This window comes from Paraburkholderia tropica (genome assembly GCF_914484835.1).
Classification (GTDB): Bacteria; Pseudomonadota; Gammaproteobacteria; order Burkholderiales; family Burkholderiaceae; genus Paraburkholderia; species Paraburkholderia tropica_A.
The window spans coordinates 34,642-58,227 of the sequence record NZ_CAJZAR010000061.1 but is presented as its reverse complement, the minus strand read 5'-3'; the positions used below and the strand labels follow the sequence as shown (position 1 = coordinate 58,227).

Annotated in this window: 22 protein-coding genes and 1 tRNA gene; 9 read left to right on the top strand and 14 right to left on the bottom strand. The window is 65.4% G+C overall.

The genetic code is table 11. The annotated features are described in order from the left end of the window. Window positions 1–155: 155 nt before the first annotated feature. From LDO54_RS20845 to LDO54_RS20820, 6 genes are all read right to left on the bottom strand, one after another. A tRNA-Val gene (locus LDO54_RS20845) sits at window positions 156–232 on the bottom strand. Window positions 233–350: 118 nt separating this feature from the next. Continuing rightward, entirely contained in the window at window positions 351–2,612 is a 2,262-nt protein-coding gene (locus tag LDO54_RS20840; protein WP_224012566.1) for a RelA/SpoT family protein, read from the bottom strand. Between the two features lie 127 nt (window positions 2,613–2,739). Then, window positions 2,740–3,093 carry a RidA family protein gene (locus LDO54_RS20835; RefSeq protein WP_065060346.1) on the bottom strand — a complete coding sequence of 118 codons (354 nt, stop codon included), beginning with the start codon at window positions 3,091–3,093 and terminating at the stop codon, window positions 2,740–2,742. 72 nt (window positions 3,094–3,165) lie between these two features. Next, window positions 3,166–4,059 carry an alpha/beta fold hydrolase gene (locus LDO54_RS20830; protein ID WP_224012565.1) on the bottom strand — a complete coding sequence of 298 codons (894 nt, stop codon included), beginning with the start codon at window positions 4,057–4,059 and terminating at the stop codon, window positions 3,166–3,168. Window positions 4,060–4,374: 315 nt separating this feature from the next. Beyond that, window positions 4,375–5,016, bottom strand: coding sequence for a CoA transferase subunit B (locus tag LDO54_RS20825; protein WP_224012564.1), 642 nt, complete (start codon window positions 5,014–5,016; stop codon window positions 4,375–4,377). Window positions 5,017–5,031: 15 nt separating this feature from the next. Beyond that, window positions 5,032–5,739 (bottom strand): CoA transferase subunit A, encoded by a 708-nt coding sequence (locus tag LDO54_RS20820; protein ID WP_224012563.1) that lies wholly within the window; start codon window positions 5,737–5,739, stop codon window positions 5,032–5,034. Window positions 5,740–5,978: 239 nt separating this feature from the next. On the opposite strand from LDO54_RS20820, the gene LDO54_RS20815 reads away from it, so the two are divergent. Further along, the gene (locus LDO54_RS20815) at window positions 5,979–6,554 is read left to right on the top strand and encodes a LuxR C-terminal-related transcriptional regulator (protein ID WP_224012562.1); all 576 of its coding nucleotides are present in this window, start codon (window positions 5,979–5,981) and stop codon (window positions 6,552–6,554) included. Between the two features lie 51 nt (window positions 6,555–6,605). Here LDO54_RS20815 and LDO54_RS20810 read toward each other — a convergent pair whose 3' ends face one another. Then, window positions 6,606–7,046, bottom strand: a complete 441-nt coding sequence (locus tag LDO54_RS20810; RefSeq protein WP_224012561.1) for an acyl-CoA thioesterase — start codon at window positions 7,044–7,046, stop codon at window positions 6,606–6,608. Between the two features lie 103 nt (window positions 7,047–7,149). Beyond that, entirely contained in the window at window positions 7,150–7,929 is a 780-nt protein-coding gene (locus tag LDO54_RS20805) for an SDR family oxidoreductase (protein ID WP_224012560.1), read from the bottom strand. A gap of 176 nt (window positions 7,930–8,105) precedes the next feature. On the opposite strand from LDO54_RS20805, the gene LDO54_RS20800 reads away from it, so the two are divergent. Continuing rightward, entirely contained in the window at window positions 8,106–9,779 is a 1,674-nt protein-coding gene (locus LDO54_RS20800) for an electron transfer flavoprotein-ubiquinone oxidoreductase (RefSeq protein ID WP_224012559.1), read from the top strand. 93 nt (window positions 9,780–9,872) lie between these two features. On the opposite strand, the gene aroC is transcribed toward LDO54_RS20800, so the two are convergent. The 3 genes from aroC to LDO54_RS20785 form a co-directional block, all read right to left on the bottom strand. Next, entirely contained in the window at window positions 9,873–10,973 is a 1,101-nt protein-coding gene (aroC, locus tag LDO54_RS20795) for a chorismate synthase (RefSeq protein ID WP_224012558.1), read from the bottom strand. 161 nt (window positions 10,974–11,134) lie between these two features. Continuing rightward, window positions 11,135–13,120 (bottom strand): MFS transporter, encoded by a 1,986-nt coding sequence (locus tag LDO54_RS20790; protein ID WP_224012557.1) that lies wholly within the window; start codon window positions 13,118–13,120, stop codon window positions 11,135–11,137. A gap of 94 nt (window positions 13,121–13,214) precedes the next feature. Then, window positions 13,215–13,670: a CBS domain-containing protein gene (locus tag LDO54_RS20785; protein ID WP_224012556.1), complete on the bottom strand. Its 456-nt coding sequence runs from the start codon at window positions 13,668–13,670 to the stop codon at window positions 13,215–13,217. A 434-nt stretch (window positions 13,671–14,104) separates the two neighbouring features. Here LDO54_RS20785 and LDO54_RS20780 point away from each other — a divergent pair, with 434 nt between their 5' ends. From LDO54_RS20780 to LDO54_RS20770, 3 genes are all read left to right on the top strand, one after another. Next, on the top strand, window positions 14,105–15,430 hold the full coding sequence (locus LDO54_RS20780; RefSeq protein WP_224012555.1) for an O-acetylhomoserine aminocarboxypropyltransferase: 1,326 nt from the start codon (window positions 14,105–14,107) through the stop codon (window positions 15,428–15,430). After that, window positions 15,427–16,266, top strand: coding sequence for an alpha/beta fold hydrolase (locus LDO54_RS20775; protein ID WP_224012554.1), 840 nt, complete (start codon window positions 15,427–15,429; stop codon window positions 16,264–16,266). The genes LDO54_RS20780 and LDO54_RS20775 overlap by 4 nt, the downstream gene beginning before the upstream one ends. A gap of 252 nt (window positions 16,267–16,518) precedes the next feature. Next, window positions 16,519–16,842 (top strand): Mpo1-like protein, encoded by a 324-nt coding sequence (locus tag LDO54_RS20770; protein WP_224012553.1) that lies wholly within the window; start codon window positions 16,519–16,521, stop codon window positions 16,840–16,842. Window positions 16,843–16,866: 24 nt separating this feature from the next. Here LDO54_RS20770 and LDO54_RS20765 read toward each other — a convergent pair whose 3' ends face one another. Beyond that, a complete protein-coding gene (locus tag LDO54_RS20765; protein ID WP_224012552.1) occupies window positions 16,867–18,174 on the bottom strand; it encodes a YihY family inner membrane protein in 1,308 nt (435 codons plus the stop codon). A 120-nt stretch (window positions 18,175–18,294) separates the two neighbouring features. Here LDO54_RS20765 and wrbA point away from each other — a divergent pair, with 120 nt between their 5' ends. The 4 genes from wrbA to LDO54_RS20745 all read left to right on the top strand — a co-directional run bounded on the left by wrbA (window position 18,295) and on the right by LDO54_RS20745 (window position 22,121). After that, window positions 18,295–18,903: an NAD(P)H:quinone oxidoreductase gene (wrbA, locus tag LDO54_RS20760; RefSeq protein ID WP_224012551.1), complete on the top strand. Its 609-nt coding sequence runs from the start codon at window positions 18,295–18,297 to the stop codon at window positions 18,901–18,903. Between the two features lie 302 nt (window positions 18,904–19,205). After that, a complete protein-coding gene (locus tag LDO54_RS20755) occupies window positions 19,206–19,538 on the top strand; it encodes a DUF2069 domain-containing protein (RefSeq protein ID WP_224012592.1) in 333 nt (110 codons plus the stop codon). A gap of 281 nt (window positions 19,539–19,819) precedes the next feature. Continuing rightward, a complete protein-coding gene (locus LDO54_RS20750; RefSeq protein ID WP_224012550.1) occupies window positions 19,820–21,256 on the top strand; it encodes an FAD-binding oxidoreductase in 1,437 nt (478 codons plus the stop codon). Between the two features lie 58 nt (window positions 21,257–21,314). After that, entirely contained in the window at window positions 21,315–22,121 is an 807-nt protein-coding gene (locus LDO54_RS20745) for a metallophosphoesterase (protein WP_224012549.1), read from the top strand. Window positions 22,122–22,246: 125 nt separating this feature from the next. Here the strand turns inward: LDO54_RS20745 and LDO54_RS20740 are convergent, their stop codons facing one another. Together LDO54_RS20740 and LDO54_RS20735 are read right to left on the bottom strand one after the other, a co-directional pair. After that, entirely contained in the window at window positions 22,247–22,399 is a 153-nt protein-coding gene (locus LDO54_RS20740; RefSeq protein ID WP_224012548.1) for a hypothetical protein, read from the bottom strand. Window positions 22,400–22,553: 154 nt separating this feature from the next. After that, on the bottom strand, window positions 22,554–23,495 hold the full coding sequence (locus LDO54_RS20735; RefSeq protein WP_205995296.1) for a LysR family transcriptional regulator: 942 nt from the start codon (window positions 23,493–23,495) through the stop codon (window positions 22,554–22,556). Between the last annotated feature and the right edge of the window lie 91 nt (window positions 23,496–23,586).

Below are 23,586 nucleotides of genomic sequence, written 5' to 3'. Positions count from 1 at the left end.
CCAGATTGCAGGGCGAAAGAGGTCCTCGACTAGCGTCGCTCCGAAGTAGTTTCGGTAAACGTTCGCGATGTCATAACCGTATTCGCCTTGAGCGCAGAGCGCTTTTACTGCCTTGAAGCCCCGATGCTAACCGCACATCAAAACTTCGATTTCGTTGGTAGGCTCGATTGGACTCGAACCAACGACCCCCACCATGTCAAGGTGGTGCTCTAACCAGCTGAGCTACGAGCCTGAAGAAGCAAGACTATATAACGTTTTCACGGAGCTGGCAAGAGCTTTTTTGCGTTGCGGCATGGAGGAACGCAATCGGGAGAAACCATTGCGCCCTCCCTCACCCGCATCGATACGCATCAACTCCGCCGCGACGCCCGCACCACGCCCGCCACTTCGCCCAACACGACACAGGCGCGCTGGATCTGCGCGGAATTCGACACCTCGACCGTGAACTGCATATAGGCCGCGTTGCGGCGCGACTGCGTCTTCACGCCGATCACGTTCATCTTCTCGCGCGCGAACACTTCGGAGATGTCGCGCAGCAAGCCTTGCCGGTCGGTGGCCTCGATCGAGATATCAACCGGATAGACCGACTGGCCGCGCCCGCCCATCACGTCGGCGGACCACGTGGTTTGCAGCACGCGCTCGGGCGCGCGGCGCGCCATGCGGATGAACGTCGGGCAATCGCTGCGGTGAATCGACATACCCTTGCCGCGCGTGACGAACCCGCTGATCTCGTCCGGCGGCGCGGGACGGCAGCAGCGCGCGAGCTGCGTGAGCAACGCATCGACGCCCACGACCAGCACGCCCGACGAGCCGCCGTGCGCCACGTTCGCGCCGCTCGCGCGCTTCGTGAGCTGTTCGGGCGTTTCCTCCTCGGGCTCCGCGACCGGCGCATCGCTGAGCGCGTGCTCGACGTGACGCAGGCTGAACTCTTCCTTGCCGACTACGCTGAAGAACTCGTCGGTCGACTTGAAACCGAGCTTCGCGGCCAGCTGGTCGAGATTGACCGAGGTGCGCCCCTCGCGTTGCAGCGTCTTTTCGACCATCGCGCGGCCAGTCGCAATGTGTTCCTGCGCCTCGATCGCGTTGAACCACGCGCGCACCTTCTGGCGCGCGCGGTGGCTTTGCAGATAGCCGAGTTGCGGATTGAGCCAGTCGCGCGACGGACCTCCCTCCTTCACCGACACGATCTCGACCGTCTGACCGTTCTGCAACTGCGTGTTGAGCGGCACCATCGCGCCGTCGACGCGCGCGCCGCGGCAGCGATGGCCCAGCTCGCTATGCAGGTGATACGCGAAATCGAGCGGCGTCGCGCCTTGCGGCAACGCGATCACGCGCGCCTGGGGCGTGAGCACGTAAATATGGTCGTCGTCGAGCGTGGCCTGACGCAATTCTTCCCACGGCTGCCGCTCGTCGGACACGTCGTCCTTCCACGCGAGCAACTGGCGCAGCCAGGCGATCTTCTCGTCGTAGCTGCTGCTCGCGCTGAACTGGCCGCCATAGCCCTTCGTGCCCGCTTCCTTGTAGCGCCAGTGCGCGGCCACACCGTATTCCGCGAACTGATGCATTTCCTGGGTGCGGATCTGCACTTCGAACGCGCGCCCGTCGTCGCCGACCACGACGGTATGCAGCGAGCGATAGCCGTTGGGCTTGGGACGCGAGATGTAGTCGTCGAACTCGCGCGGCACCGGCTGCCAGAGGTTGTGCACGATGCCGAGCACCGTGTAGCAATCCTTGATGTCGCGCACGATCACGCGGAAGGCACGCACGTCGTACAGCTCGGAGAAGTCGATCTCCTTGCCGCGCATCTTCTTCCAGATGCTGTAGATGTGCTTCGGCCGCCCGCTCACTTCGGCGTCGATGTGCGCCGCCGCCAGTTCGTGCTGAAGCCGCGCGATGGCTTCGGACACATAGCTCTCGCGCTCGACGCGCTTCTCGTCGAGCAGCTTCGCGATGCGCTTGTACGTGACCGGCTCCTCGAAGCGGAACGCGAGGTCTTCGAGCTCCCACTTCAGTTGCCAGATGCCGAGCCGGTTCGCGAGCGGCGCGTAGATTTCGAGCGTTTCGTGCGAGACCTCGGGCGCAGGCTGGATCTTCGCCGCCGCGTAATAACGCAGCGATTGCAGCCGCGACGCGAGACGAATCAGCACCACGCGGATGTCCTGCGCGAACGCCAGCAGCATCTTGCGCAGCGACTCGACCTGAGCGCGCCGCGCGGCCTGCGCGTCGCGGCTTTCGCGGCCCGACTCGGGCGCGGCGCTCTGCGCGGCCGCGCGGCGGCTCACCGAACCGAGGCGCAGCAGCTTGCGCACGTCGAAGGTGAGCTTCGCGACTTCGGCGCCGAAGCGCCCTTCGAGCGTGCGCTCCGGGTCGTCGAGATGCGGCGCGAGATTGAACAGCGCCGCAGCCAGCACCGCCGGTGGATCGACGTTCAGGCGGCTCAGGATCGACGCCGTGCCCTGCGCGTGCTCGAACAGCGGCTCGCCCGTCGAGAGACGCGCGTCGCCCGCGTGCTCGCGCACGAACGCGAGCGCGTCGTCGAGCGACGGCAGCGCGGCTTGCGGCGCTGAGCCGGCTTGATCGGCGGGGACGGTAGGAATGGTGTCGCTGCTCATGAGGCTGGGCCCGCCGGCGTACCGGACGGGCTTATGACTACGGTAAAACGGTCGATTCGGACGATACGAAACCCAAATTAACGCCTGGCGAACCGGTGGCCGAAGCGGCAGTAGAAGCGGCGCGCGCTCAGTCGCGCTGCGCGGCCACCACGACGATTTCGATCAGGCATTCCGGGTTGGCGAGCTTCGCTTCGACGGTCGCGCGCGGCGGCGTGGCGCCTTGCGGAACCCACTTGTCCCACTCGGCGTTCATGCCCGCGAAATCCTTCATGTCGGCGATATAGATCTGCACCGACAGCAGCAGCGTCTTGTCGCTGTTCGCTTCGCCCAGCAGGCGGTCGATATGGCCGAGCACTTCGCGCGTCTGGCCAGCGATGTCCTGCTTCGTGTCCTCGGCGATCTGACCCGCGAGATAGACCGTACCGTTGTAAACAGCGGTTTCCGAAAGACGCGGACCCACGTGGTGACGAATGACTGCCATGTAAATTCCTGTTGAAGTTGAACGTGCCGGACGCGCCCGGATCGGCACCGGAGCGCGCGCGACTAACTCATATTATGACGCGCTGACCGGCTCCCCGGCGAAGAAACGGCGCGCGATCCCGATCTGCTCAGGCGAGAGGAAGGCCGGCGCATGGCCGACACCCGCGATTTCGACGCTCTCGACCTGCTGGCCCTTTTCGACCATTTGCGCGACGGTTTCGCGCGACAGCAGATCCGACAGTTCGCCGCGCACGCTGAGCACCGGCCCCTTGAACGCCGCCAGCGAGCGCCACAAAAACTGCTCGCCCTGCTCGTTCTGCTCGGGCGTCACGCCCTTGAAGGCCTCCGAAATACGCGGGTCGTAGCGATAGCGCCACGCACCGTCCACCTCGTGCAGCAGCGGCGTGTTGATCTCGCGCCATTCATCGGCGGTCAGCGGCCCGAACGAGGCCGCCAGCAGCGCGGCGTTGTCGATGCCTTCCTGCAGCGTCGCGAAGCGCTCGTCACGCCCGACGTACTCGCCGATACGCTCGAGCGAGGCCGGCTCGATATGCGGGCCGATGTCGTTGAGCAGCAAACGGCCGATGGGCGCGTCGGGCAGCCCCGCGAGCGCCATGCCGATCAAACCGCCCATCGAGGTGCCGAACCAGTCGACCTGCTCCACGCCCGTGCGCGCGATCAGCGTGACCATGTCGGCCACGTACTGCGCGACGCCATAACCGCGCGGGTCGATCAGCCACGGCGACAGCCCGCGACCGACCACGTCGGGACAAACGACGCGATACGTGCCGCATAACGCCGCCGCCAGACGATCGAAATCGCGGCTGGAGCGCGTGAGGCCATGCACACAGACGAGCACGCGCGGATTCGCGGGATCGCCCCACTCGGTGTACGCGACGCGGTGCAGCCCCGAGGGGCTGAGACACTGGACGTACTGCTGACGCGGCACGGCAGACGATTCGGTCATCGCTAGGTCCTCGCTGGTGGCGCCCGAAGGCTCAGGACGAATTCTAAACGCCTTTGTGAGCCGGGATGGACGGGCGCGGCGTGGCGCGCACCCACTTGCGGGCCCTTCGCGCCCCGCCCGGCGCGCCATCCGGCGGCGAATCCCGCGCTCAGGCACCGTGCCGAACGGCCTATGCCATCAGGACGAGGTTTCAGGAGCGCGCAAACGCGCAAGAATGGAATCGTCCAAAACGAAACGGGCGAGACCGAAGTCCCGCCCGCGTCCATCATGCAATCTTCTGCTGCGAAAACCGCACTGCTATCGGCAGTCTCCGCCTCAACCCACGGCGCTCACGTCGAGCGGCGCGCCGGTCTTGGCCTTGATCTCGTCCACCGTCACGCCCGGCGCGAGTTCGGTCACCTTCAGCCCGGCGTCGGTCACCTCGATCACGCCGAGGTCGGTAATGATGATGTCCACCACGCCCACGCCCGTGAGCGGCAGCGTGCATTGGTCGAGAATCTTGTGCTGGTCGCCCTTCGCCACGTGCTCCATCAGCACGACCACGCGCTTGACGCCCGCCACGAGGTCCATCGCGCCGCCCATGCCCTTGATCATCTTGCCGGGGATCATCCAGTTGGCCAGGTCGCCCTTCTCGCTCACCTGCATCGCACCGAGGATCGCCAGATTGATGTGGCCGCCGCGAATCATCGCGAACGAGTCCGCCGACGAGAAAATCGACGAGCCCGGCAGCGTGGTCACGGTTTGCTTGCCCGCGTTGATCATGTCGGCGTCGACCTGATCTTCGGTCGGAAACGGGCCAATACCAAGCAGGCCGTTTTCCGATTGCAGCCACACTTCCACGCCTTCCGGCACGTGATTGGCCACGAGCGTCGGCAGCCCGATGCCGAGGTTCACGTAAAAGCCGTCCTGCAGTTCCTTTGCCGCGCGCGCGGCCATTTCGTCACGATTCCATGCCATGATCCGTCTCCCTCCTCAGGCGCTCGCCGCGGCGCGCACGGTGCGTTGTTCGATGCGTTTTTCGGGGCTCGCGTTGAGCACGAGGCGCTGCACGAAGATGCCCGGCGTGTGAATCGAATCGGGATCGAGTTCGCCGTTCTCGACGATCTCTTCCACTTCCACCACCGTGATCTTGCCGGCCATCGCGCACATCGGGTTGAAGTTGCGCGCCGTGCGGCGATAAATGAGGTTGCCGGATTTATCGGCCTTCCACGCCTTCACGAGCGCGACGTCCGCCGTGAGCGAATGCTCGAGCACGTAATGGTTCTCGCCGAACTGGCGCGTTTCCTTGCCCTCGGCGATCAGCGTGCCGTAGCCCGTGTTCGTGAAGAAAGCGGGAATGCCCGCGCCGCCCGCGCGCAGCTTCTCGGCCAGCGTGCCTTGCGGCGTGAATTCGAGTTCGAGCTCGCCCGACAGATACTGGCGCTCGAATTCCTTGTTCTCGCCCACATACGACGAGACCATCTTCTTGATCTGGCGCGTTTCCAGCAGCAGACCCAGGCCGAAACCGTCGACGCCCGCATTGTTGCTGATACAGGTAATGCCCTTCACGCCCGAATCGCGCAGCGCGCCGATCAGCGCCTCGGGAATGCCGCACAGCCCGAAACCGCCGACCGCGAACGTCTGGCCGTCCTTGACGATGCCTTCGAGCGCGGCAGCCGCGCTTCCATAGACCTTGTTCATCAGTGTGTCCCTTCCTCGAATGGAAATTCGTCGCTACGTTTTGCGTTGTTTCTGTTCGTTCTGCCCGGCACGCGGGCGCTGTGGGCGCCCGGATGCCCCATTCTAGTCATCCGCGAGTGGCGTTGCCGTGAATCCGACAGCCTGTCCACCCGGTCCTCCGATGGTTGTGAAGCGTACGCTGGGCGGGCGTTGCGGCACAATACGCAAAACTACATAAAGCCATTCCCGTATCGCACGCCATGCCCGAACCTGCCACGCCCGCCACCGCAGCCACCGCTCTCGACTACCAGACGGCGTTCCACCTCGCGCCCATCGGGCTCGTGCTCGCGCGCGAGCGCATCATCGAAGACTGCAACGAGGCGCTCTGTGCGATCTTTCGTTGCCCGCGCGAGGCGCTGATCGGGCAGTCGTTCCTGGTGCTGTATCCGTCGGCGGACGAGTTCGAGCGCATCGGCGAACGCATTCCGCCCATCATGACCGCGCAAGGCAGTTACGCCGACGACCGCATCATGAAGCGCGCCAACGGCGAGCTGTTCTGGTGCCACGTCACCGGGCGTTCGCTCGACCGGCAGGCGCCGCACGCGGCCGGCGTCTGGACGTTCGAGGATTTGAGCGCGACGCGGCGCGTCGCCGTCGAACTCACGCCGCGCGAGCGGGAAATCGCGGCGCAGCTGGTCACGGGCAAGACGAGCAAGCAGATCGGGAGAATTCTCGACATCAGCTCACGCACGGTAGACGTCTACCGCGCGCGGCTGATGCGCAAGTACGACACGGGCAACGCCACGGAATTGCTGCAGCGGCTCCTCGGGCATTGAGCGGAAGGGAAAGCGGCGCGCGCGGGAAGCGCGAGCGCGTAGCGGAACGCGTCAGCCTGCCTTGACGAGCGGCGCGTTCTCGATGGTCGCGCGCAAAGGGTCGGGAATCGGCACCGACTTGCCCGCTTCGTAGTCGATCCACACGCAGCGGGCGTTGCCGCGCGCGTAGACCGTGTCGGGTTCGTCCGCGCGGCGCAGTTCAAAGCCGGTATCGAAGCTGCTTCGCCCCGGCTGGCCCACCGTCATCGTGCAGACGATGTCGCCCGGATAGTGCAGTTGCTTGAGGAATTCCATCGAGGCGTTGACGATCACCGGACCCTGCCGGTTGCCGCCCTCGCGGCTCTCGCCGGCCACGCCGAGTTGCTCGAACCAGGAAATCCGCACCTGCTCCATGTAGCGGAAGTAGACCGTGTTGTTCACATGGCCGAAAGCATCCATGTCGCCCCAACGGATCGGCATGGTCATTTCAAAAACGGGGTGGTAATCGCTCATTGCACGAATTGCACTTCGACTTCGGGTTACGCAAAGACGCGAGTGTACGATTCGCGGCGCATCGGCGCAGCGACATCGGCACTCGCGGGAAAACGGAAAGCGCTCAGGTCAGGCCGAATCCATCGTCGGCGGTGATGATCGAGCCGTTCATGAACGCGGACTCGTCGGCGGACAGCAGCAGCAGCAAGCCGTCGAGGTCGGCAGGCGTGCCCACGCGATGGCGCGGCAGCATCGAAATAAGCTTTTGCCCCTGCTCCGTCGACCAATGATGATGGTTGATTTCGGTGTCGATATAACCGGGACAGATCGCGTTGACGTTGATGCCGTGGCGGCCCCATTCGAGCGCCATCGACTTCGTCATGTGCACGACGGCGGCCTTGCTGATCGAATAGAGACCGATTTGCGGCAGCACGCTCAGCCCCGCCACCGAGGCAATATTGATGATGCGATACGCCGGTTTCGTGCCGCCGCCGTTACCGCGCATGATCATGCGCTTGGCGACTTCCTGCGCCACGAAAAAGGCGCCGCGCGTGTTGGTGTCGAACACGTACTCGAAGTCGGCGGGCGTGACGTCGACGAGCTTTTGCGTGGTGGAGACGCCCGAGTTGTTGACGAGAATGTCGATGGTGCCGGCTTCGGTTTCCGCGTGCGCGACCGCCGATCGAATGCTCTGATAGTCCGTGACGTCGAGCGAGACCACGTGGGCGGCGCCGCCGTCGGCTTCGATTTCCGCGCGCAGTTCCTTGAGCCGCTCGACCCGGCGGCTCGCCAGAACGACCTTCGCCCCTGCCTGCGAGAGCACCTGCGCGAAGCGCTTGCCGAGACCGCTCGACGCGCCGGTGATCATCGCCACCTTGCCTTCCAGATTGATCGAACGGCCCATTTTCGCTTCCTGTTCAGGGATGAATAAGTGCCGGAACGCCTGTCCGGCTGCGCGCCGGGCATTCTGGCATAAAATAGAACGGTCGTGCTAATGTAGGCTGATTGGGTTGCGGCTCGCGGAGCGTTCCCCGACAATACGAACCCGAAAAAAGTATTCTAATGGCAAGAGGAGCTTTAATGACCCCCGCAAGTCTTTTGGAGCAATACGGCCCACGCGAGTCGATGGAATACGACGTCGTGGTCGTCGGCGGCGGCCCGGCCGGGCTTTCCGCGGCCATCCGCCTGAAGCAGCTCGCAGCAGAAAAAGGCGTCGAAATTGGCGTGTGCGTCCTGGAGAAAGGCTCGGAAATCGGGGCGCATATCCTCTCGGGCGCGGTCATGGATCCGCGCGCGATCGACGAACTGATTCCCGACTGGAAAGCGCAAGGCGCGCCGCTGAACGTGCCCGTCACCGAGGACAAGTTCCTTTTTCTTTCCGAAACCGGGGCTAAGGCTGTGCCGAACTGGGCGCTGCCGGACAACTTCAAGAACCACGGCAACTATGTGATCAGCCTCGCGAACGTGACGCGCTGGCTGGGTCAGCAGGCCGAGGCGCTGGGCGTCGAGATTTTCCCGGGCTTTCCGGCGGCCGAAGTGCTCTATAACGACGATGGCTCGGTAAAAGGCGTCGCGACGGGCAACATGGGCATCGGCAAGGATGGCGAGCCCACCGAGAATTTCCAGCTCGGCATGGAACTGCACGCGAAATACACGCTGTTTTGCGAAGGCGCGCGCGGGCATCTGGGCCGTCAGCTGAACGAGAAATTCAAGCTTGGCAAGGACGCAGATCCGCAGGTCTACGGTATCGGCATCAAGGAACTGTGGGAGATCGATCCCGCGAAGCATCAGCCGGGTCTCGTGATTCACACGGCCGGCTGGCCGCTCGAAAACGATACGTACGGCGGTTCGTTCCTTTACCACATCGACAATAACCAGGTGATGGTGGGTTTTGTTGTCGGCCTGGCTTATACGAATCCGTATCTGTCGCCGTTCGAGGAATTCCAGCGCTACAAGACGCATCCGGCGATCCGCAAATATCTCGAAGGCGGCAAGCGTGTTTCGTACGGCGCGCGCGCGATGACGGCGGGCGGTCTGATGTCGCTGCCGAAACTCGTGTTTCCGGGCGGCGCATTGGTCGGTGATGATGCGGGCTTTTTGAACGCGGCGCGTATCAAGGGCAGTCACGCGGCGATCAAGACCGGCATGCTGGCTGCGGAAGCGGCATTCGAAGCGGTGCAAGCCGGTCGCACGAGCGATGAACTCACGGCTTATCCCGAAGCGTTCAAGCAGTCCTGGCTGCACACGGAACTGTACAAGGCGCGCAATTTCAAGCAGTGGATGAGCAAGGGCCTGTACCTCGGCACGCTGATGGTCGGTCTCGAACAGAAGGTGATGGGCGGCAACGTGCCGTGGACGCTGCATCATCAGCATCGCGATAACGAAATGCTGCGTCCGGCGTCGCAATGCAAGCCGATCGAGTATCCGAAACCTGATGGCAAGCTCACATTCGATCGCCTCTCTTCGGTGTTTATTTCGAACACGAATCACGAAGAGAATCAGCCCGCGCATTTGACGCTGAAAGATGCGAAGGTGCCGGTCGATGTGAATCTGCGTACCTATGCGGGCCCGGAAGCGCGCTTCTGCCCGGCGGCGGTCTACGAATTCGTGAAGAACGACGACGGCAGCGACCGCCTGCAGATCAACGCGCAGAACTGCGTGCACTGCAAGACCTGCGATATCAAGGACCCGACGCAGAATATCGTCTGGGTCACGCCGGAAGGTGGCGGCGGACCGAATTATCCGAACATGTAAGTCCGTTCGCAGACGCAAAAAAACCGCTCCAAGGAGCGGTTTTTTTATTGCTGCGCCGAGTAAACACGGCGCACTGCTTGCGAGCGCAACGAATCAGGCGTCGCTAGCCGGAATCTTCGGCGTCGTCACAACGACATCGCCGTTCTGCGCGCGATGACGCATCGCGTGGTCGATCAGCACGAGCGCGAGCATGGCTTCGGCGATCGGCGTCGCGCGAATGCCGACACACGGATCGTGACGGCCGAAGGTTTCGACGATCGCGGGCTCACCGGCCTTGTCGATCGAACGGCGCGGCGTGCGGATGCTCGACGTCGGCTTGATCGCGATCGACACGGTGATGTCCTGCCCCGTCGAAATGCCGCCGAGCACGCCGCCCGCGTGATTGCCGTGGAAGCCATTGGGCGTGAGTTCGTCGCCGTGCGTCGAACCGCGTTGCGCGACGCTCGCGAAGCCCGCGCCGATCTCCACGCCCTTCACCGCGTTGATGCCCATCATGGCGTGCGCGATGTCGGCGTCGAGGCGGTCGAACAGCGGCTCGCCCCAACCCACCGGCACGCCGCTCGCGACCACGTTGATGCGTGCGCCGATCGAGTCGCCGTCCTTGCGCAGCGCGTCCATGTAGTCCTCGAGCTGCAGCACCACGTCGGCGTTGGGCGCAAAGAACGGATTCTCATGCACATGCTGCCACTCGACGAACGGCACCGCGATCTCGCCGAGCGCGCTCATGTAGCCGCGCACTTCCACGCCGAAGCGTTCGCGCAGCCACTTCTTCGCGACCGCGCCCGCCGCGACCGTCGGCGCCGTCAGACGCGCCGACGAACGGCCGCCGCCGCGATAGTCGCGAATGCCGTACTTCTGCCAGTAGGTGTAATCGGCGTGGCCCGGACGGAAAGTCTCGACGATGTTGCCGTAGTCCTTGCTGCGCTGGTCCGTGTTGCGGATCAGCAGCGCGATGGGCGTGCCCGTCGTGCGGCCTTCGAACACGCCGGAGAGAATTTCGACCTGATCGGCTTCCTGGCGCTGCGTGACGTGACGCGACGTGCCGGGACGGCGGCGGTCCAGATCGATCTGGATGTCGGCTTCGGTGAGCGCCATGCCGGGCGGGCAGCCGTCGATGACGCAGCCGATGGCCGGCCCGTGGGATTCGCCGAAGGTGGTGACGGTGAAAAGCGTACCGAGCGTGTTGCCGGACATGGCGGTCGTCCAAAGTGAATCGGGGAATCCGATATTATGCCAGTCCGCGCGACGGCCCGCCCGGCTGCCCCCGCTCGGCGCGCCAACCGGGGGCGATCTGGGCCGAAACCGAGCCGAACCGGGCCGACCGTGACGCCCTGTTCCGCCGTGCAAACGAAGCGTTAGCGCCGCGCGCCGCGCAAGTCGGCCACGATCTGCTGCAGGCCGTCGACGGTGACGTCGGCGGGCGCGATCGGCTCGCCGACCGCCAGCGTGAGCCGGCTCGTCAGGCCGCGCCGCACCGGCCGATCCTGCCCCGACGCCGCATGCCGCGAGAACGCACTGCCCCAGAGCCCGCGCAGCGCCATCGGCACCACGGGCGCGGGCGTGCGCTTGAGGATCTCCGTCACGCCGTGGCGGAACGGATTCATGCCGCCGGTTTTCGTCAGCTTGCCCTCGGGGAAGATGCAGACCAGATCGCCGTCGGCCAACGCCGCCGCGCAGGCGTCATAGGCCTTTTCGAGCAGCGCCGCGTCTTCGTGCGCGGGCGCGATCGGAATCGCCCGTGCGTGACGGAACAGCCAGCCGAGCAGCGGCGAACGGAAAATCCGGTGATCCATCACGAAACGGATCGGTCGCGGGCTCTCGGCCATGAGCACGACCGCATCGACATAGCTCACGTGATTGCAGACCAGCACGGCCGGACCTTCGGCGGGAATGCGCTCCGCATGCACGAGCCGCACGCGATAGACCGTATGCACGAGCACCCACGCGACGAAACGCAGCAGAAACTCGGGCACCAGCCCGTAGATGTAGGCGGCCACGACGATATTGAGCAGCGCCGTGGTCAGAAAAATACCCGGAATGCCGACGCCCGCCGCCGTGAGCCCCATCGCCATCAACGCGGAAACGATCATGAACAGCGAGTTCAGGATGTTGTTCGCCGCGATGATGCGCGCGCGGTGGCTCGGTTCGCTGCGGCTCTGGATCAGCGCGTACAGCGGCACGCTGTAGAACCCGCCGAACATGGCGAGCAGAAAGAGGTCGGCGAGCACGCGCCAGTGCGCGGGCAGGCTCAGGAATTCGCCCACCGACAGCAGATGCGGCGCGGCGGGCAGCGCGTGACTGGCGAAGAACAGGTCGATGCCGAACACGCTCATGCCGATCGAGCCGAGCGGCACGAGCCCGATCTCGATGCGCCGCCGCGACAGCTTCTCGCACATCAGCGAACCGAAGCCGATGCCGAGCGAGAACATGGCGAGCAGCACGGTGACGACGTCCGCGTCGGCGAACAGCACGTCCTTCGCGAAGTTGAAGAACGACGACAAGAACGTCGCGCCCACGAACCACAGCCACGAAATGCCGAGCAGGCTCAGAAACACGGTGCGGTTGCGGTGCGCGAGCCGCAGGTTGCGCGAGGTTTCGGAGAACGGATTCCAGTTGATGCGCAATCCGGTCTGCGACGGCGCGCACGGCGGCACGAACGACGAGGCGATCCGCCCGATCAGCGCGATGGCGATGCACATGCCGCCGAGCCACCAGGCGCCCGCGGGCGTCGCCGATTGCGCGGCGGCGGAGGTCGCCGAAAGCGCATTGCTCGCGCCGATACCGGCGGCAACGCCCCCCACGATCGTGCCAATCAGGATCGCCACGAAGGTGCCCATCTCGACGAGACCGTTGCCGCCGACGAGTTCGTCCTCGGCGAGCTTCTGCGGCAGATACGCGTACTTGACCGGCCCGAACACGGTCGAATGCACGCCCATCAGGAACGTGCAGACATAGAGCAACGGCGCGCTGTGCATCCAGAAACCCGCCGCGCCGATCAGCATCACCGCGATCTCGAAGGTCTTGACCCAGCGCGTGAGCACGGCCTTGTCGTACTTGTCGGCGATCTGGCCCGACGTCGCCGAAAACAGCACGAACGGCGCGATGAAGATCGCTGAAATGAGAAACGCGACGGTCTTCGGATCGACGCCGGAAAAGCGCGCCGCCTGATACGTGACGAGCGACGTGAAGCCGATCTTGAACACGTTGTCGTTCATCGCGCCGAGGAATTGCGTCCAGAAAAACGGCGCGAACCGGCGCTGACGCAGCAGCGCGAACTGTGAAGTGTGGGCGGTTGCCGCGCGTGCGGTGGTTTCCGTCGCTGGCAAGGAGCGTTCGTTCATCGAGTGGGATTTATGCTGTCAGAGTCGGGCGCCAGACGTGAAAAAGCGCGCTTGACGCGCGCTTTTTCATGCTGGATCGGACGGGCTCGCGCGTTCAACGCGCCGGCTGACGCTCCTCTTCCGGCCAGTCGCGAATATAGGCCTTGAGCAGCTTGTTTTCGAAACCCTGAGCTTCGACCACGGCCTTCGCCACGTCGTAGAACGAAATCACGCCCATCAGCGAGCGGCTTTCCATGACCGGCAGATAACGCACGTGATGCTCGAGCATCATGCGGCGCACTTCGTCCACTTCGGTTTCGGGCGTGCAGGTGATGGGATGGTCGTCCATGACCTTGCGGATCGTGCTGGTGCCGACGCTGCCGCCATTCGTACGCAGCGTAAGAATGATCTCGCGGAAGGTGAGCATGCCGACCAGATCGCCGTACTCCATGACGACGAGCGAGCCGATGTCGTGCTCGGCCATGGTGTTCACTGCTTCGTGCAGCGACGTGTCGGGCGTGACGGTGTAGAGCGTATTGCCCTTGACCTTGAGAATATCGCTCACACGCATGATGTGTCTCCTGTGTCGACCCGGGCGCGCCTGACCGGATCGCATGCAAAAAAGGTTGACGGAAATGCCGTCAAATCGTGGGGGAGATGCTGAAAAGATACCTACCTGTTTTCGATCCTAGCGGAAAGGGAGGCAAAAGAAAAGTCGCGGGAAGGCGCGCGAATCGGCTGGAAACCCTTGTGAATCGGCCCTGAAATGCGTGTCGGCTTCGATTTTCCGCCCACGCGTGCGGGCGTTTCGGCGGGCGGCATCGTCCGTTCGCCCTATGCCATCCGGCCAGGCCATGGCGGCGCGCAAGCCCCGTCTGGCGGCGGTTTCAGCCACGCCAGGCCGCCCCGGGCGCGGGTTTCCGATGCGTCCCCGCACGGCCTGGCCGGTGATACGATGCCCTCACCTTTCACCCGTCGCCGGTTCGCGCCGGCCGTGCTGCCAGAATGTCCGATCCCCGCTTCGACACGCTCGCGCTGCATGCCGGCGCCGCGCCCGACCCCGTCACCGGCGCCCGCGCGACGCCGATTTATCAAACCACGTCGTTCTCGTTCCGCGACACCGACCACGCCGCAGCGCTGTTCAACATGGAGCGCGCGGGCCACGTGTATTCGCGCATCTCGAATCCCACGGTGGCCGTGTTCGAGGAGCGCGTCGCGGCCCTCGAAGGCGGCGCAGGCGCGATCGGCACCGCGAGCGGCCAGGCCTCGCTTCATCTGACCATCGCCACGCTGATGGGCGCGGGCGCGCATATCGTCGCGTCAGCGGCGCTTTACGGCGGCTCGCACAACCTGCTCGACTACACGCTGCGGCGCTTCGGCATCGAGACCACCTTCGTCAAACCGGGCGACCTCGACGCCTGGCGCGCGGCGCTGCGGCCCAACACGCGCCTGCTGTTCGGCGAGACGCTCGGCAATCCGGGCCTCGACGTGCTCGATATCGCCGCCGTCGCGCAGATCGCGCACGACCATCGCGTGCCGCTGCTCGTCGACTCCACGTTCACCACGCCGTATCTGCTGCGTCCGTTCGATCATGGCGCGGATTTCGTCTATCACTCGGCGACCAAGTTTCTCGGCGGCCACGGCACGACCATCGGCGGCGTGCTGGTGGACGGCGGCACGTTCGACTTCGAGGCATCGGGGCGCTTTCCCGAATTCACGGAGCCCTACGCGGGCTTTCACGGCATGGTGTTCAGCGAGGAAAGCAGCGTCGCGCCCTTCCTGCTGCGCGCGCGCCGCGAAGGCCTGCGCGACTTCGGCGCCTGCCTGCATCCGCAAGCCGCGTGGCAACTGCTGCAAGGCATCGAAACCTTGCCGCTGCGCATGGAACGGCACGTGGCCAACACGCGGCGCGTGGTGGAATTTCTCGCTGCGCACGAGGCGGTGCAGGCCGTCGCCTACCCCGAATTGCCGAGCCATCCCGACCACGCGCTCGCCCAGCGTCTGCTGCCGCGCGGCGCGGGCGCGGTGTTCAGCTTCGACCTCGCGGGCGGCCGCGAAGCGGGCAAGCGCTTCATCGAATCGCTCACGCTGTTCTCGCATCTCGCCAATGTCGGCGACGCGCGCTCGCTCGTGATCCACCCCGCCTCCACCACGCACTTCCGCATGGACGAAGCGGCGCTCGCCGCGGCGGGCATCGGTGAGGGCACGATCCGTCTCTCAATCGGCCTCGAAGACCCCGACGATCTGATCGACGACCTCAAGCGCGCGCTCAAGATTTCGCAGAAAGCGCCCGCCACCACCGGCACCGCGCCGCGCAAGGAGGCGTCATGATCGTCGATGTCGCAGGCAAGGCGGCTTACGCCTATACCGGTGGGCGCCCGTTCGATCCGCAGCGGCCCATCGCGGTTTTCGTGCACGGCGCGCAGCACGATCACAGCGTCTGGGCGCTGCAGTCGCGCTATTTCGCGCATCACGGCTTCAGCGTGCTCGCCGTCGATCTGCCCGGCCATATGCGCAGCGCGGGTCCGGCGCTCACGAGCATCGGCGCGCTGGCCGACTGGCTGGCCGCGCTGCTCGACGCGGTGGGCGCGGCCAAGAACGCGCGAATCTTCGTCGCGGGCCACAGCATGGGTTCGCTCGTCACGCTCGAATTCGCGGCGCGCCATCCCGAACGCGCCGCGTGCATCGCGCTGCTCGCCACCGCGTTCCCGATGACGGTTTCGCCCACGCTGCTGGATGCGGCGCGCGAGCGCGAGCCGGAAGCGATCGCGCTAGTCAACGCATGGTCGCATTCGACGCTCGCGGCCAAGCCGTCGAGTCCGGGGCCGGGCGCGTGGCTGCGCGGTATGAACCAGCGTCTGATGGAACGCGTGTCCGCGCGCGGCGAGCCGCAGCTTTTTCACACGGATTTCGCGGCCTGCAACGCGTATGCCGACGGCCTGACCAGCGCCGCGAAAGTACGCTGCCCGGTGCGCCTGATCGTCGGTCAGCGCGACGCCATGACGCCGCCGCGCGCCGCCCGCGCCATCGCCGACGCGCTGGCCCAGGGCGGCGTGGCCGTGGACACCGCCACGCTCGACGCCGGCCACGCGCTGATGACGGAGCAGCCCGACGCGACGCTCGACGCGCTTTATCGCTTCGCCGCGCCACGGGTGGGCAACGGCTGACACAGCGCTGAAATGTGCGGCCGGGAGGCAACGGAAAAGCGGTCCACGAAATCGCCTGAACACGCCGCCCGACGAATACCCACCGTGCATGCCGCACCTGCCGTTTGCCCGGCTTGCACGGTCGTTCGATTCGCCGCAGAATGGATTTTGGCCGCGTCTTTGGGCCATGTACGGAAGCGGTTTTCGGGCGCATACCTTGCGCCTCGGCCCTCAAGCGCTCACCGGACCGCCGGCCGCGCAACGGAGGAGACAATGAGCCACGCCACCCATACCGAGCAACACTTCGCGAATTTCGCGCAGTTCTATCCGTTCTATCTGAGCGAGCACAGCAACCTGATGTCGCGACGGCTGCATTTCATCGGCTCGCTCGGGGTGATCGGCTGTGTCGCCATGGCCATCGCCACCGGCAACTGGCTCTGGCTGCCCGCCGCCGTCGTGTGCGGCTACGGCTTCGCCTGGATCGGGCACTTCGCATTCGAGAAAAACCGCCCCGCCACCTTCCGCCATCCCATCTATAGCCTGATGGGCGATTGGGTCATGTTCTCGGATATCTGTCGCGGGAAGATTTCGCTGTAGATTTCCCGCTTCACGGCACCTGATTCACGCCGCCGGATGCGGCAACGCCGGCGGCGGATCGCCCGCTTCCGCCAGCCGCACGAGTTCGCGGCGCGCGGCAAGCAAAGACGCCAGCGAAATCGACAGCTTGTCGTTGTCCAGCGCGGACAGCAGCGTACTGGAATCGATATCGCTCGACTTGAGCTGATACGCCAGCTCCTCGCGGTCGATCACGAAGCGCCCGAAAATCCGCTCGACGGAAATGCGCGCGGGATTCGCGATCAGCACGTAATGCGGCTTCGCGCCGTCCTTTTCCAGCCGCGCGATCAGTTCGTCCTCTTCGAGATCGGCCACGAGGCGCGTCACCGTCGCGAGGTCGCGGCGCAGCAGTTGCGCAAGCTGCTCGCCGGTCATGCCGGGGCGGCCCGCGTCGCGCGTTTCGGCGAGACCCGCGAGCAGTTCGAGCGCATCGAGCAGATCGCTGCCCGGAAAACGCGGCCGGTTGAAACGTCCCGTGCGGATTTCCGGCAGCGCCGAAGTGATCATCGCGCCCACCAGCGTGATGAACCAGCTCAGGTACATCCAGAGCAGGAACATCGGCGCGGCCGCGAACGCGCCGTACACCGCGGTATAAGTGGGAATGCGGCGCACGTAATAGCCGAAGCCGCGCTTGGCGAGCTCGAACGCGATCGCCGCGGCCACGCCGCCCACCACCGCGTCGCGCCACTGCACGCGACAATTCGGCAGATAGACGTAGAGCATCGTGAACGCGAGCGCCGTGAGCGGTAACGACGCGCCGATCAGCAGCCAGTCGAACAGCATCGAGACGTGCTGCTCGGTGGCGATGGCCAGCGAGCGCGTGAACAGATACGACGAGAGAGACAGACTCACGCCGATCAGGATCGGTCCGAGCGTGAGAATCGCCCAGTACACCAGCACGCGCTGCGCGAACGGCCGCGCCTTGCGCACGCGCCAGATCAGGTTGAAGGCCGATTCGACCGTCATCATCGTCATGACGGAGGTCACGAACAGCACGATCATGCCCATGGTCGTGAGGCCCTTGGCCTTCGACGCGAACTGATTCAGATACTTGAAGATCTGGCTGTTGATCTGCGTCGGCATCAGGTGATCGGCGAGAAAAACCTGCAGCGAATTCTGGAACGACGCGAAGATAGGAAACGCCGTGAACAGCGCGAACGCCACGGTGGCGAGCGGCACGAGCGAGAGCATGGTCGTGAACGTGAGACTGCCCGCGACCTGCGGAATGCGATCCTCGCGGCTGCGCCGTGCCGCGAAGCGCGCGAGACGCTTCACGATATCGAGATCGATTCGGAGTTTCGACAACACATCCATTGGCCTGCCCTGCTGAAACGATGCGTCTAACGAGGTGCGTCTGACGAGGAAGCATCAACCGTTGGGCCGCATCGGCCGCGAACCCAACCCCTATAATATCCCGTCCACCGACGAGGTCCGATGAAACCGATTCTTGTGCTCTACTACAGCCGCCATGGCGCCACGCGCGAACTCGCGCGCGCCATCGCCCAGGGGATCGACAGCGTGCCGGGCGCCGAGTCGCGCGTGCGCACGGTGCCGCCCGTATCGACGGTCTGCGAAGCCACCGCGCCCGACATTCCCGACGACGGCCCGCCCTACGCGGAACTGCGCGACCTCGAGGAATGCGCCGGTCTCGCGCTCGGCTCGCCCACACGCTTCGGCAACATGGCCGCGCCGCTCAAGTACTTTCTCGACGGCACCACGCCGCAGTGGCTCGCGGGCGCGCTCGCGGGCAAGCCCGGCTGCGTGTTCACGTCCACCGGCAGCCTGCACGGCGGCCAGGAAAGCACGCTGCTCTCGATGATGCTGCCGCTGCTGCATCACGGCATGCTGCTCGTCGGCATTCCGTACACCGAAAGCGCGCTCGCGTCGACCGAGGGCGGCGGCACGCCGTATGGCGCGTCGCATCACGCACGCTCCGACGGACGCAGCCACGGCCTCAGCGCCGATGAGAAGGCGCTCGCGGTCGCGCTCGGCGTGCGGCTCGCGCGTTCGGCGCTGGCGCTCGCGCAAGGCGAACGGCCGTGAACCACGCGGACGAAGCGGACAAGGCGAACAACATGCGCAACGCGAACAACGCGGATCTCGGCGACGAATCGCGACGCGCTGCATCGTCCGTGTCGTCTGCGACGTCCGCCACGTCCACCGCGTCCGCCGCGTCCGCTGCGGAGCCGCGCACTTTACCGTCATCGGCGAATTCGCGTCGCGACAATGCGCCAATGCGCGACACGGAAGCGGAATCGACATCAACCTTTGCGAGCGACGCCGCAGCAAACCGCGCACCGGACCGCGTCGCGGGCCGACGCTTCGCCGCGCTCGGCGCCTTCGCCATGCTCGCCGCGCTCACGCTGCTGTGTCTCGCCTGGGAATGGCGGCTCGCGCCGCTGCGGCCCGGCGGCAGCGCGCTCGTGCTGAAAGCGCTGCCGCTCGCCTGCGCGCTGCCCGGCGTGCTGCGTCGGCGGCTCTATACGCTGCAATGGGCGTCGATGCTGGTGCTGCTTTATTTCGCCGAAGGCATCGTGCGCGGCATGACCGATCGCGCGCCCGGCAATCTGCTCGGCTGGGTCGAGGTCGCGCTTTCCTGCGGATTTTTCGCGTGCGCGCTCGCCTACGTCGCGCCTTACAAGCGCGCCGCCCGGCGCGCGAAACGCGGCGCGCAATAAGTCCCGTCAAGTAACCTCAACGCACCGTCCGGCCTCGTCCGCGCTGTGAAGCCCGCCCCCACGTGCGAACGGCGAGGCAACAACGCGCGCCCTGCCCGCGCCGCCCCCGATACGGCGTCCGACGTGTCAAACTAGCCTTTTGGCCGTCCTACCGCCACGCCGCCACGCCGCCACGACGATCAACAAGCGCGCGGCAAGCAGCGCCATCCAGGCCAGCCGCCCGCACCGAACAACATCGCCCGCGCGCAGCCGCCGCGCCGCCCCGAGACACCCGATTCACCATGACCGACACCCAAGCCCTCGCCCCGCAAGCCTTCCTCGACGCCTGCGCCGCCGCCATCGGCGCGCAACACGTGCTCACCGACGCCCACGACACCGCGCCCTACCTCGCCGACTGGCGCAAGCGCTACCAGGGCGCGGCCTGCGCCGTGCTCTGTCCCGCGAACGCCGGGGAAGTCGCCGACGTCGTGAAACTCGCGCACGCGCATCGCGTCGCGATCGTGCCGCAGGGCGGCAACACCGGCCTCGCGGGCGGCGCGACGCCCGACACGACCGGCGCGCAAGCGGTGCTGAGCCTGCGCCGCCTGAACCGCGTGCGCGAGATCGACGCGCACAACAACACCATCACCGTCGAAGCGGGCGTGATCCTCGCCGAAGTCCAGGCGCGCGCCGCCGATGCGGGCCGTCTGTTCCCGCTCTCGCTCGCGGCCGAAGGCAGCTGCACGATCGGCGGCAATCTCTCGACCAATGCGGGCGGCACCGGCGTGCTGCGCTACGGCAACACGCGCGAACTGTGTCTCGGCCTCGAAGTGGTGACGCCGCAAGGCGAACTCTGGGACGGCCTGCGAGGACTGCGCAAGGACAACACGGGCTACGATCTGCGCGATCTGTTCATCGGCGCGGAAGGCACGCTCGGCATCATCACGGCGGCGGTCATGAAGCTGCATCCGCAGCCGGCCGCGCGCGTCACCGCGCTCGCGGCGCTCGGCTCGGCCCACGCCGCGCTCGACTTCCTCTCGCTCGCGCAGCGCTACGCGGGTCCGCTGCTGACCGGCTTCGAACTGATGTCGGACTTCTGCATGCAGCTGGTCGGCCGCCATTTCCCGCAGCTGCGCTATCCGTTCCAGCAACGCCACGCGCAGGTTGTGCTGCTCGAACTCTCCGATAACGAAAGCGAGGAACACGGCCGCGCGCTGTTCGAAAAGCTGATGGAAGCGGCGCTCGAACAAGGTCTCGTCGACGATGCCGTGGTCGCCGAAAACCTCACGCAATCGCAGGCGTTCTGGAATATCCGCGAGCACATTCCGCTCGCGCAGGCGCAGGAAGGGCTCAACGTGAAACACGACATCGGCGTGCCGATTTCGCGCATCGGCCACTTCATCGAGGAAACCGACGCCGAGATCGCGCGCACGGTGCCCGGCGCGCGCATGGTGACGTTCGGCCATCTCGGCGACGGCAATCTGCACTACAACGTGCAGGCGCCCGAGGGCGGCGACCCGAAGCGCTTTCTTGCAGAAAACGAGAAGACGCTGAACCGCATCGTCTACGACAGCGTCGCGCGTCATCGCGGCACGATCAGCGCGGAGCACGGCCTCGGCCAGTTGAAGATCGACGAAAACGCGCACTACAAGAGCGACGTCGAACTGTCGATGATGCGCGCGATCAAGCAGGCGCTCGATCCGCTCAATCTGATGAATCCGGGCAAGGTGGTGCGCTGAATGCGTCGCTGAGTGTGTGGATGAGGTATCGAAGGCGCTGACCGCGCAAGGAGCCGATGTGAAAGTTCGCGTGCTGTCCGATCTGCATCTGGAAAACGACGAGCCGGACCTGATCCCGCACGCCGACGCCGACCTCGTCGTGCTCGCGGGCGACATCCACAATCACGGGCTCGGGCTGCGCTGGGCCGCGGAAACTTTCGACGCGGACGTGCCGGTGATCTACGTGCCGGGCAATCACGAGTATTACGACGGCGAACTCGGCGCGCTCGAAGCCGCGATGTGCGACGCCGCCGCCACGCTCGACAACGTGCACTTCCTGAACAACGGTGTCTACGTCGATCCGCAGGGCCGCTTTCGCGTGCTCGGCACGACGCTGTGGGCCGATTTCGCGCTGTTCGGCGCGAGCGACGCGGCGCGCGAGGCGGCCATTTCGGCGGCGATGCGCGTGATGCTCGATTTCAAGGGCTTGATTCAGGTGTCCTGGCCCGACAGTCCGCAGGCGCTCGCGCGCGATTTCACGCCCGCGGATTCGCTCGCGCTGCATGCGCGCTCGCGTGCGTGGCTGGAGGCGGAACTGGCGAAGCCCTTCGCGGGCAAGACGATCGTGGTGACGCACCACGCGCCGCATCGGCTAAGCCTGGCGGCGCGTTATGCGAACGATCCGGTGTCAGCGGGATTCGTGAACGATCTCGGCGCGCTCGTCGGGCCGCCCGCCGCGCTCTGGGTGCACGGCCACACGCATACGTGCTTCGACTACACGGTCAACGGCACGCGCGTGGTGTGCAATCCGCGCGGTTATCGCGACCGGCGCACGGGCCTGCCGGAGAATCCGGCATTCGCGTGGGATAAGGTGGTGGAGGTTTGAGTCAGACGAAGCGTCGCCGCTTCAAGACAGCCGGCTCGCGAACGGAGCCGGCCTGCAAGGATCGCGTGGATCAGGCGTGGATCGGGCGTGGATCAGCGGCGAAATTGCGCCGATCGACATAAAAATCAGCGCAGCGGACGCGAGCGGTCGACCGGACGCTGCACGCGCAGGGTGACGGGCTGAAGCTGCGCGCGGCGCATGCGCAGCAGGTCGCGCGACGCGGCGATACCGATCAGGCCCATCATCACGGCGATGCCGATCATCAGATGCGTATCCATGGAAATCCTCGGGTTCTGGCGAATTGACGTTTCAGTCCCGCTACCTTACCAAGCCGGCTCGCGGCCGTGCGTAAGCAAGTGTTGCGAGAACCCGCAGCTGTAACGGCGTGTCACAAGCCGCCCGCCAGACCGCCCTGAACGCTCAGGCCAGGTCTCAGGTGCGCGCGAAGCGGCGCAGTTCGGCCTGATCCTCGGCCAGCGTGGTCGGCAGCTTTTCGCGCAGCAGTTCGACCCACGTGCGGATCTTCGCGTCGAGATACTGGCGCGACGGATACATCGCGTAGACGTTCATTTCCTGCGACGTGTACTCGGGCAGGATCCAGACGAGTTCGCCGCTGCGTAGACCGCTGATCGCCGAATAGATCGGCAGCAGGCCCACGCCCATGCCCTCGCTCACCGCCACGGCCAGCGCCTCGGCCACATTCACCTGGAACGTGGGCGTCGCGCCCAGCTCGATCGTCTCGTTGCCGTTCGGGCCGCTGAACTGCCATTGCGACACCGGAAACACCGGCGTCACGAGTTGCAGACAGGTGTGGTTGACAAGATCGGCGGGCTTCTGCGGCACGCCGCGCCGCTCCAGATAGGCCGGCGACGCGCACGCGATGCTGAACGCGCTGGTCAGGCGCTGCGAGACGAAGCCCGAGTCCGGCAGATCGGTCGCCAGCACGAGCGCGACGTCGTAACCCTCGTCGAGCAGATCCGGCATGCGCTGCGCGAGCGTCAATTCCACCTGCACGTCCGGGTACATCTGCTGATACTGCCCCACCGCCGGCACCACATAGTGCTGGCCGAAGCTCGTCATAGCATGGACCTTGAGCTTGCCCGACGGGCGCGCATGCGCGTCGCCGGCCTCGGCTTCCGCCTGATCGACGTAGGCCAGGATCTGCTCGCAACGCTGCAGATAACGCTCGCCGGCTTCGGTGAGCGCGATGCGGCGCGTCGTGCGGTTCAGCAGACGCGTGCGCAGATGCGCCTCCAGATCGGAGACCGCGCGCGACGCGTACGCCGTCGTCGTATTCAGGTGCTGGGCCGCGCCCGTAAAGCTGCCGGCTTCGACCACCCGCACGAATACCCGCATGTTTTGAAGCGTATCCATACCAATCCTCTATCTGACGGACGAATTGTTACACGTTTCGTAAAATCTATTATCTCACATCCCGTAAAAATGCCTTGCATCCTTACCAGTT

What these genes read in the sequence shown, in the direction of transcription:
- LDO54_RS20840 (WP_224012566.1), bottom strand. Translation starts at nt 2,612, where the DNA reads ATGAGCAGCGACACCATTCCTACCGTCCCCGCCGATCAAGCCGGCTCA.
- LDO54_RS20835 (WP_065060346.1), bottom strand. Translation starts at nt 3,093, where the DNA reads ATGGCAGTCATTCGTCACCACGTGGGTCCGCGTCTTTCGGAAACCGCT.
- LDO54_RS20830 (WP_224012565.1), bottom strand. Translation starts at nt 4,059, where the DNA reads ATGACCGAATCGTCTGCCGTGCCGCGTCAGCAGTACGTCCAGTGTCTC.
- LDO54_RS20825 (WP_224012564.1), bottom strand. Translation starts at nt 5,016, where the DNA reads ATGGCATGGAATCGTGACGAAATGGCCGCGCGCGCGGCAAAGGAACTG.
- LDO54_RS20820 (WP_224012563.1), bottom strand. Translation starts at nt 5,739, where the DNA reads ATGAACAAGGTCTATGGAAGCGCGGCTGCCGCGCTCGAAGGCATCGTC.
- LDO54_RS20815 (WP_224012562.1), top strand. Translation starts at nt 5,979, where the DNA reads ATGCCCGAACCTGCCACGCCCGCCACCGCAGCCACCGCTCTCGACTAC.
- LDO54_RS20810 (WP_224012561.1), bottom strand. Translation starts at nt 7,046, where the DNA reads ATGAGCGATTACCACCCCGTTTTTGAAATGACCATGCCGATCCGTTGG.
- LDO54_RS20805 (WP_224012560.1), bottom strand. Translation starts at nt 7,929, where the DNA reads ATGGGCCGTTCGATCAATCTGGAAGGCAAGGTGGCGATGATCACCGGC.
- LDO54_RS20800 (WP_224012559.1), top strand. Translation starts at nt 8,106, where the DNA reads ATGACCCCCGCAAGTCTTTTGGAGCAATACGGCCCACGCGAGTCGATG.
- aroC (WP_224012558.1), bottom strand. Translation starts at nt 10,973, where the DNA reads ATGTCCGGCAACACGCTCGGTACGCTTTTCACCGTCACCACCTTCGGC.
- LDO54_RS20790 (WP_224012557.1), bottom strand. Translation starts at nt 13,120, where the DNA reads ATGAACGAACGCTCCTTGCCAGCGACGGAAACCACCGCACGCGCGGCA.
- LDO54_RS20785 (WP_224012556.1), bottom strand. Translation starts at nt 13,670, where the DNA reads ATGCGTGTGAGCGATATTCTCAAGGTCAAGGGCAATACGCTCTACACC.
- LDO54_RS20780 (WP_224012555.1), top strand. Translation starts at nt 14,105, where the DNA reads ATGTCCGATCCCCGCTTCGACACGCTCGCGCTGCATGCCGGCGCCGCG.
- LDO54_RS20775 (WP_224012554.1), top strand. Translation starts at nt 15,427, where the DNA reads ATGATCGTCGATGTCGCAGGCAAGGCGGCTTACGCCTATACCGGTGGG.
- LDO54_RS20770 (WP_224012553.1), top strand. Translation starts at nt 16,519, where the DNA reads ATGAGCCACGCCACCCATACCGAGCAACACTTCGCGAATTTCGCGCAG.
- LDO54_RS20765 (WP_224012552.1), bottom strand. Translation starts at nt 18,174, where the DNA reads ATGGATGTGTTGTCGAAACTCCGAATCGATCTCGATATCGTGAAGCGT.
- wrbA (WP_224012551.1), top strand. Translation starts at nt 18,295, where the DNA reads ATGAAACCGATTCTTGTGCTCTACTACAGCCGCCATGGCGCCACGCGC.
- LDO54_RS20755 (WP_224012592.1), top strand. Translation starts at nt 19,206, where the DNA reads ATGCTCGCCGCGCTCACGCTGCTGTGTCTCGCCTGGGAATGGCGGCTC.
- LDO54_RS20750 (WP_224012550.1), top strand. Translation starts at nt 19,820, where the DNA reads ATGACCGACACCCAAGCCCTCGCCCCGCAAGCCTTCCTCGACGCCTGC.
- LDO54_RS20740 (WP_224012548.1), bottom strand. Translation starts at nt 22,399, where the DNA reads ATGGATACGCATCTGATGATCGGCATCGCCGTGATGATGGGCCTGATC.
- LDO54_RS20735 (WP_205995296.1), bottom strand. Translation starts at nt 23,495, where the DNA reads ATGGATACGCTTCAAAACATGCGGGTATTCGTGCGGGTGGTCGAAGCC.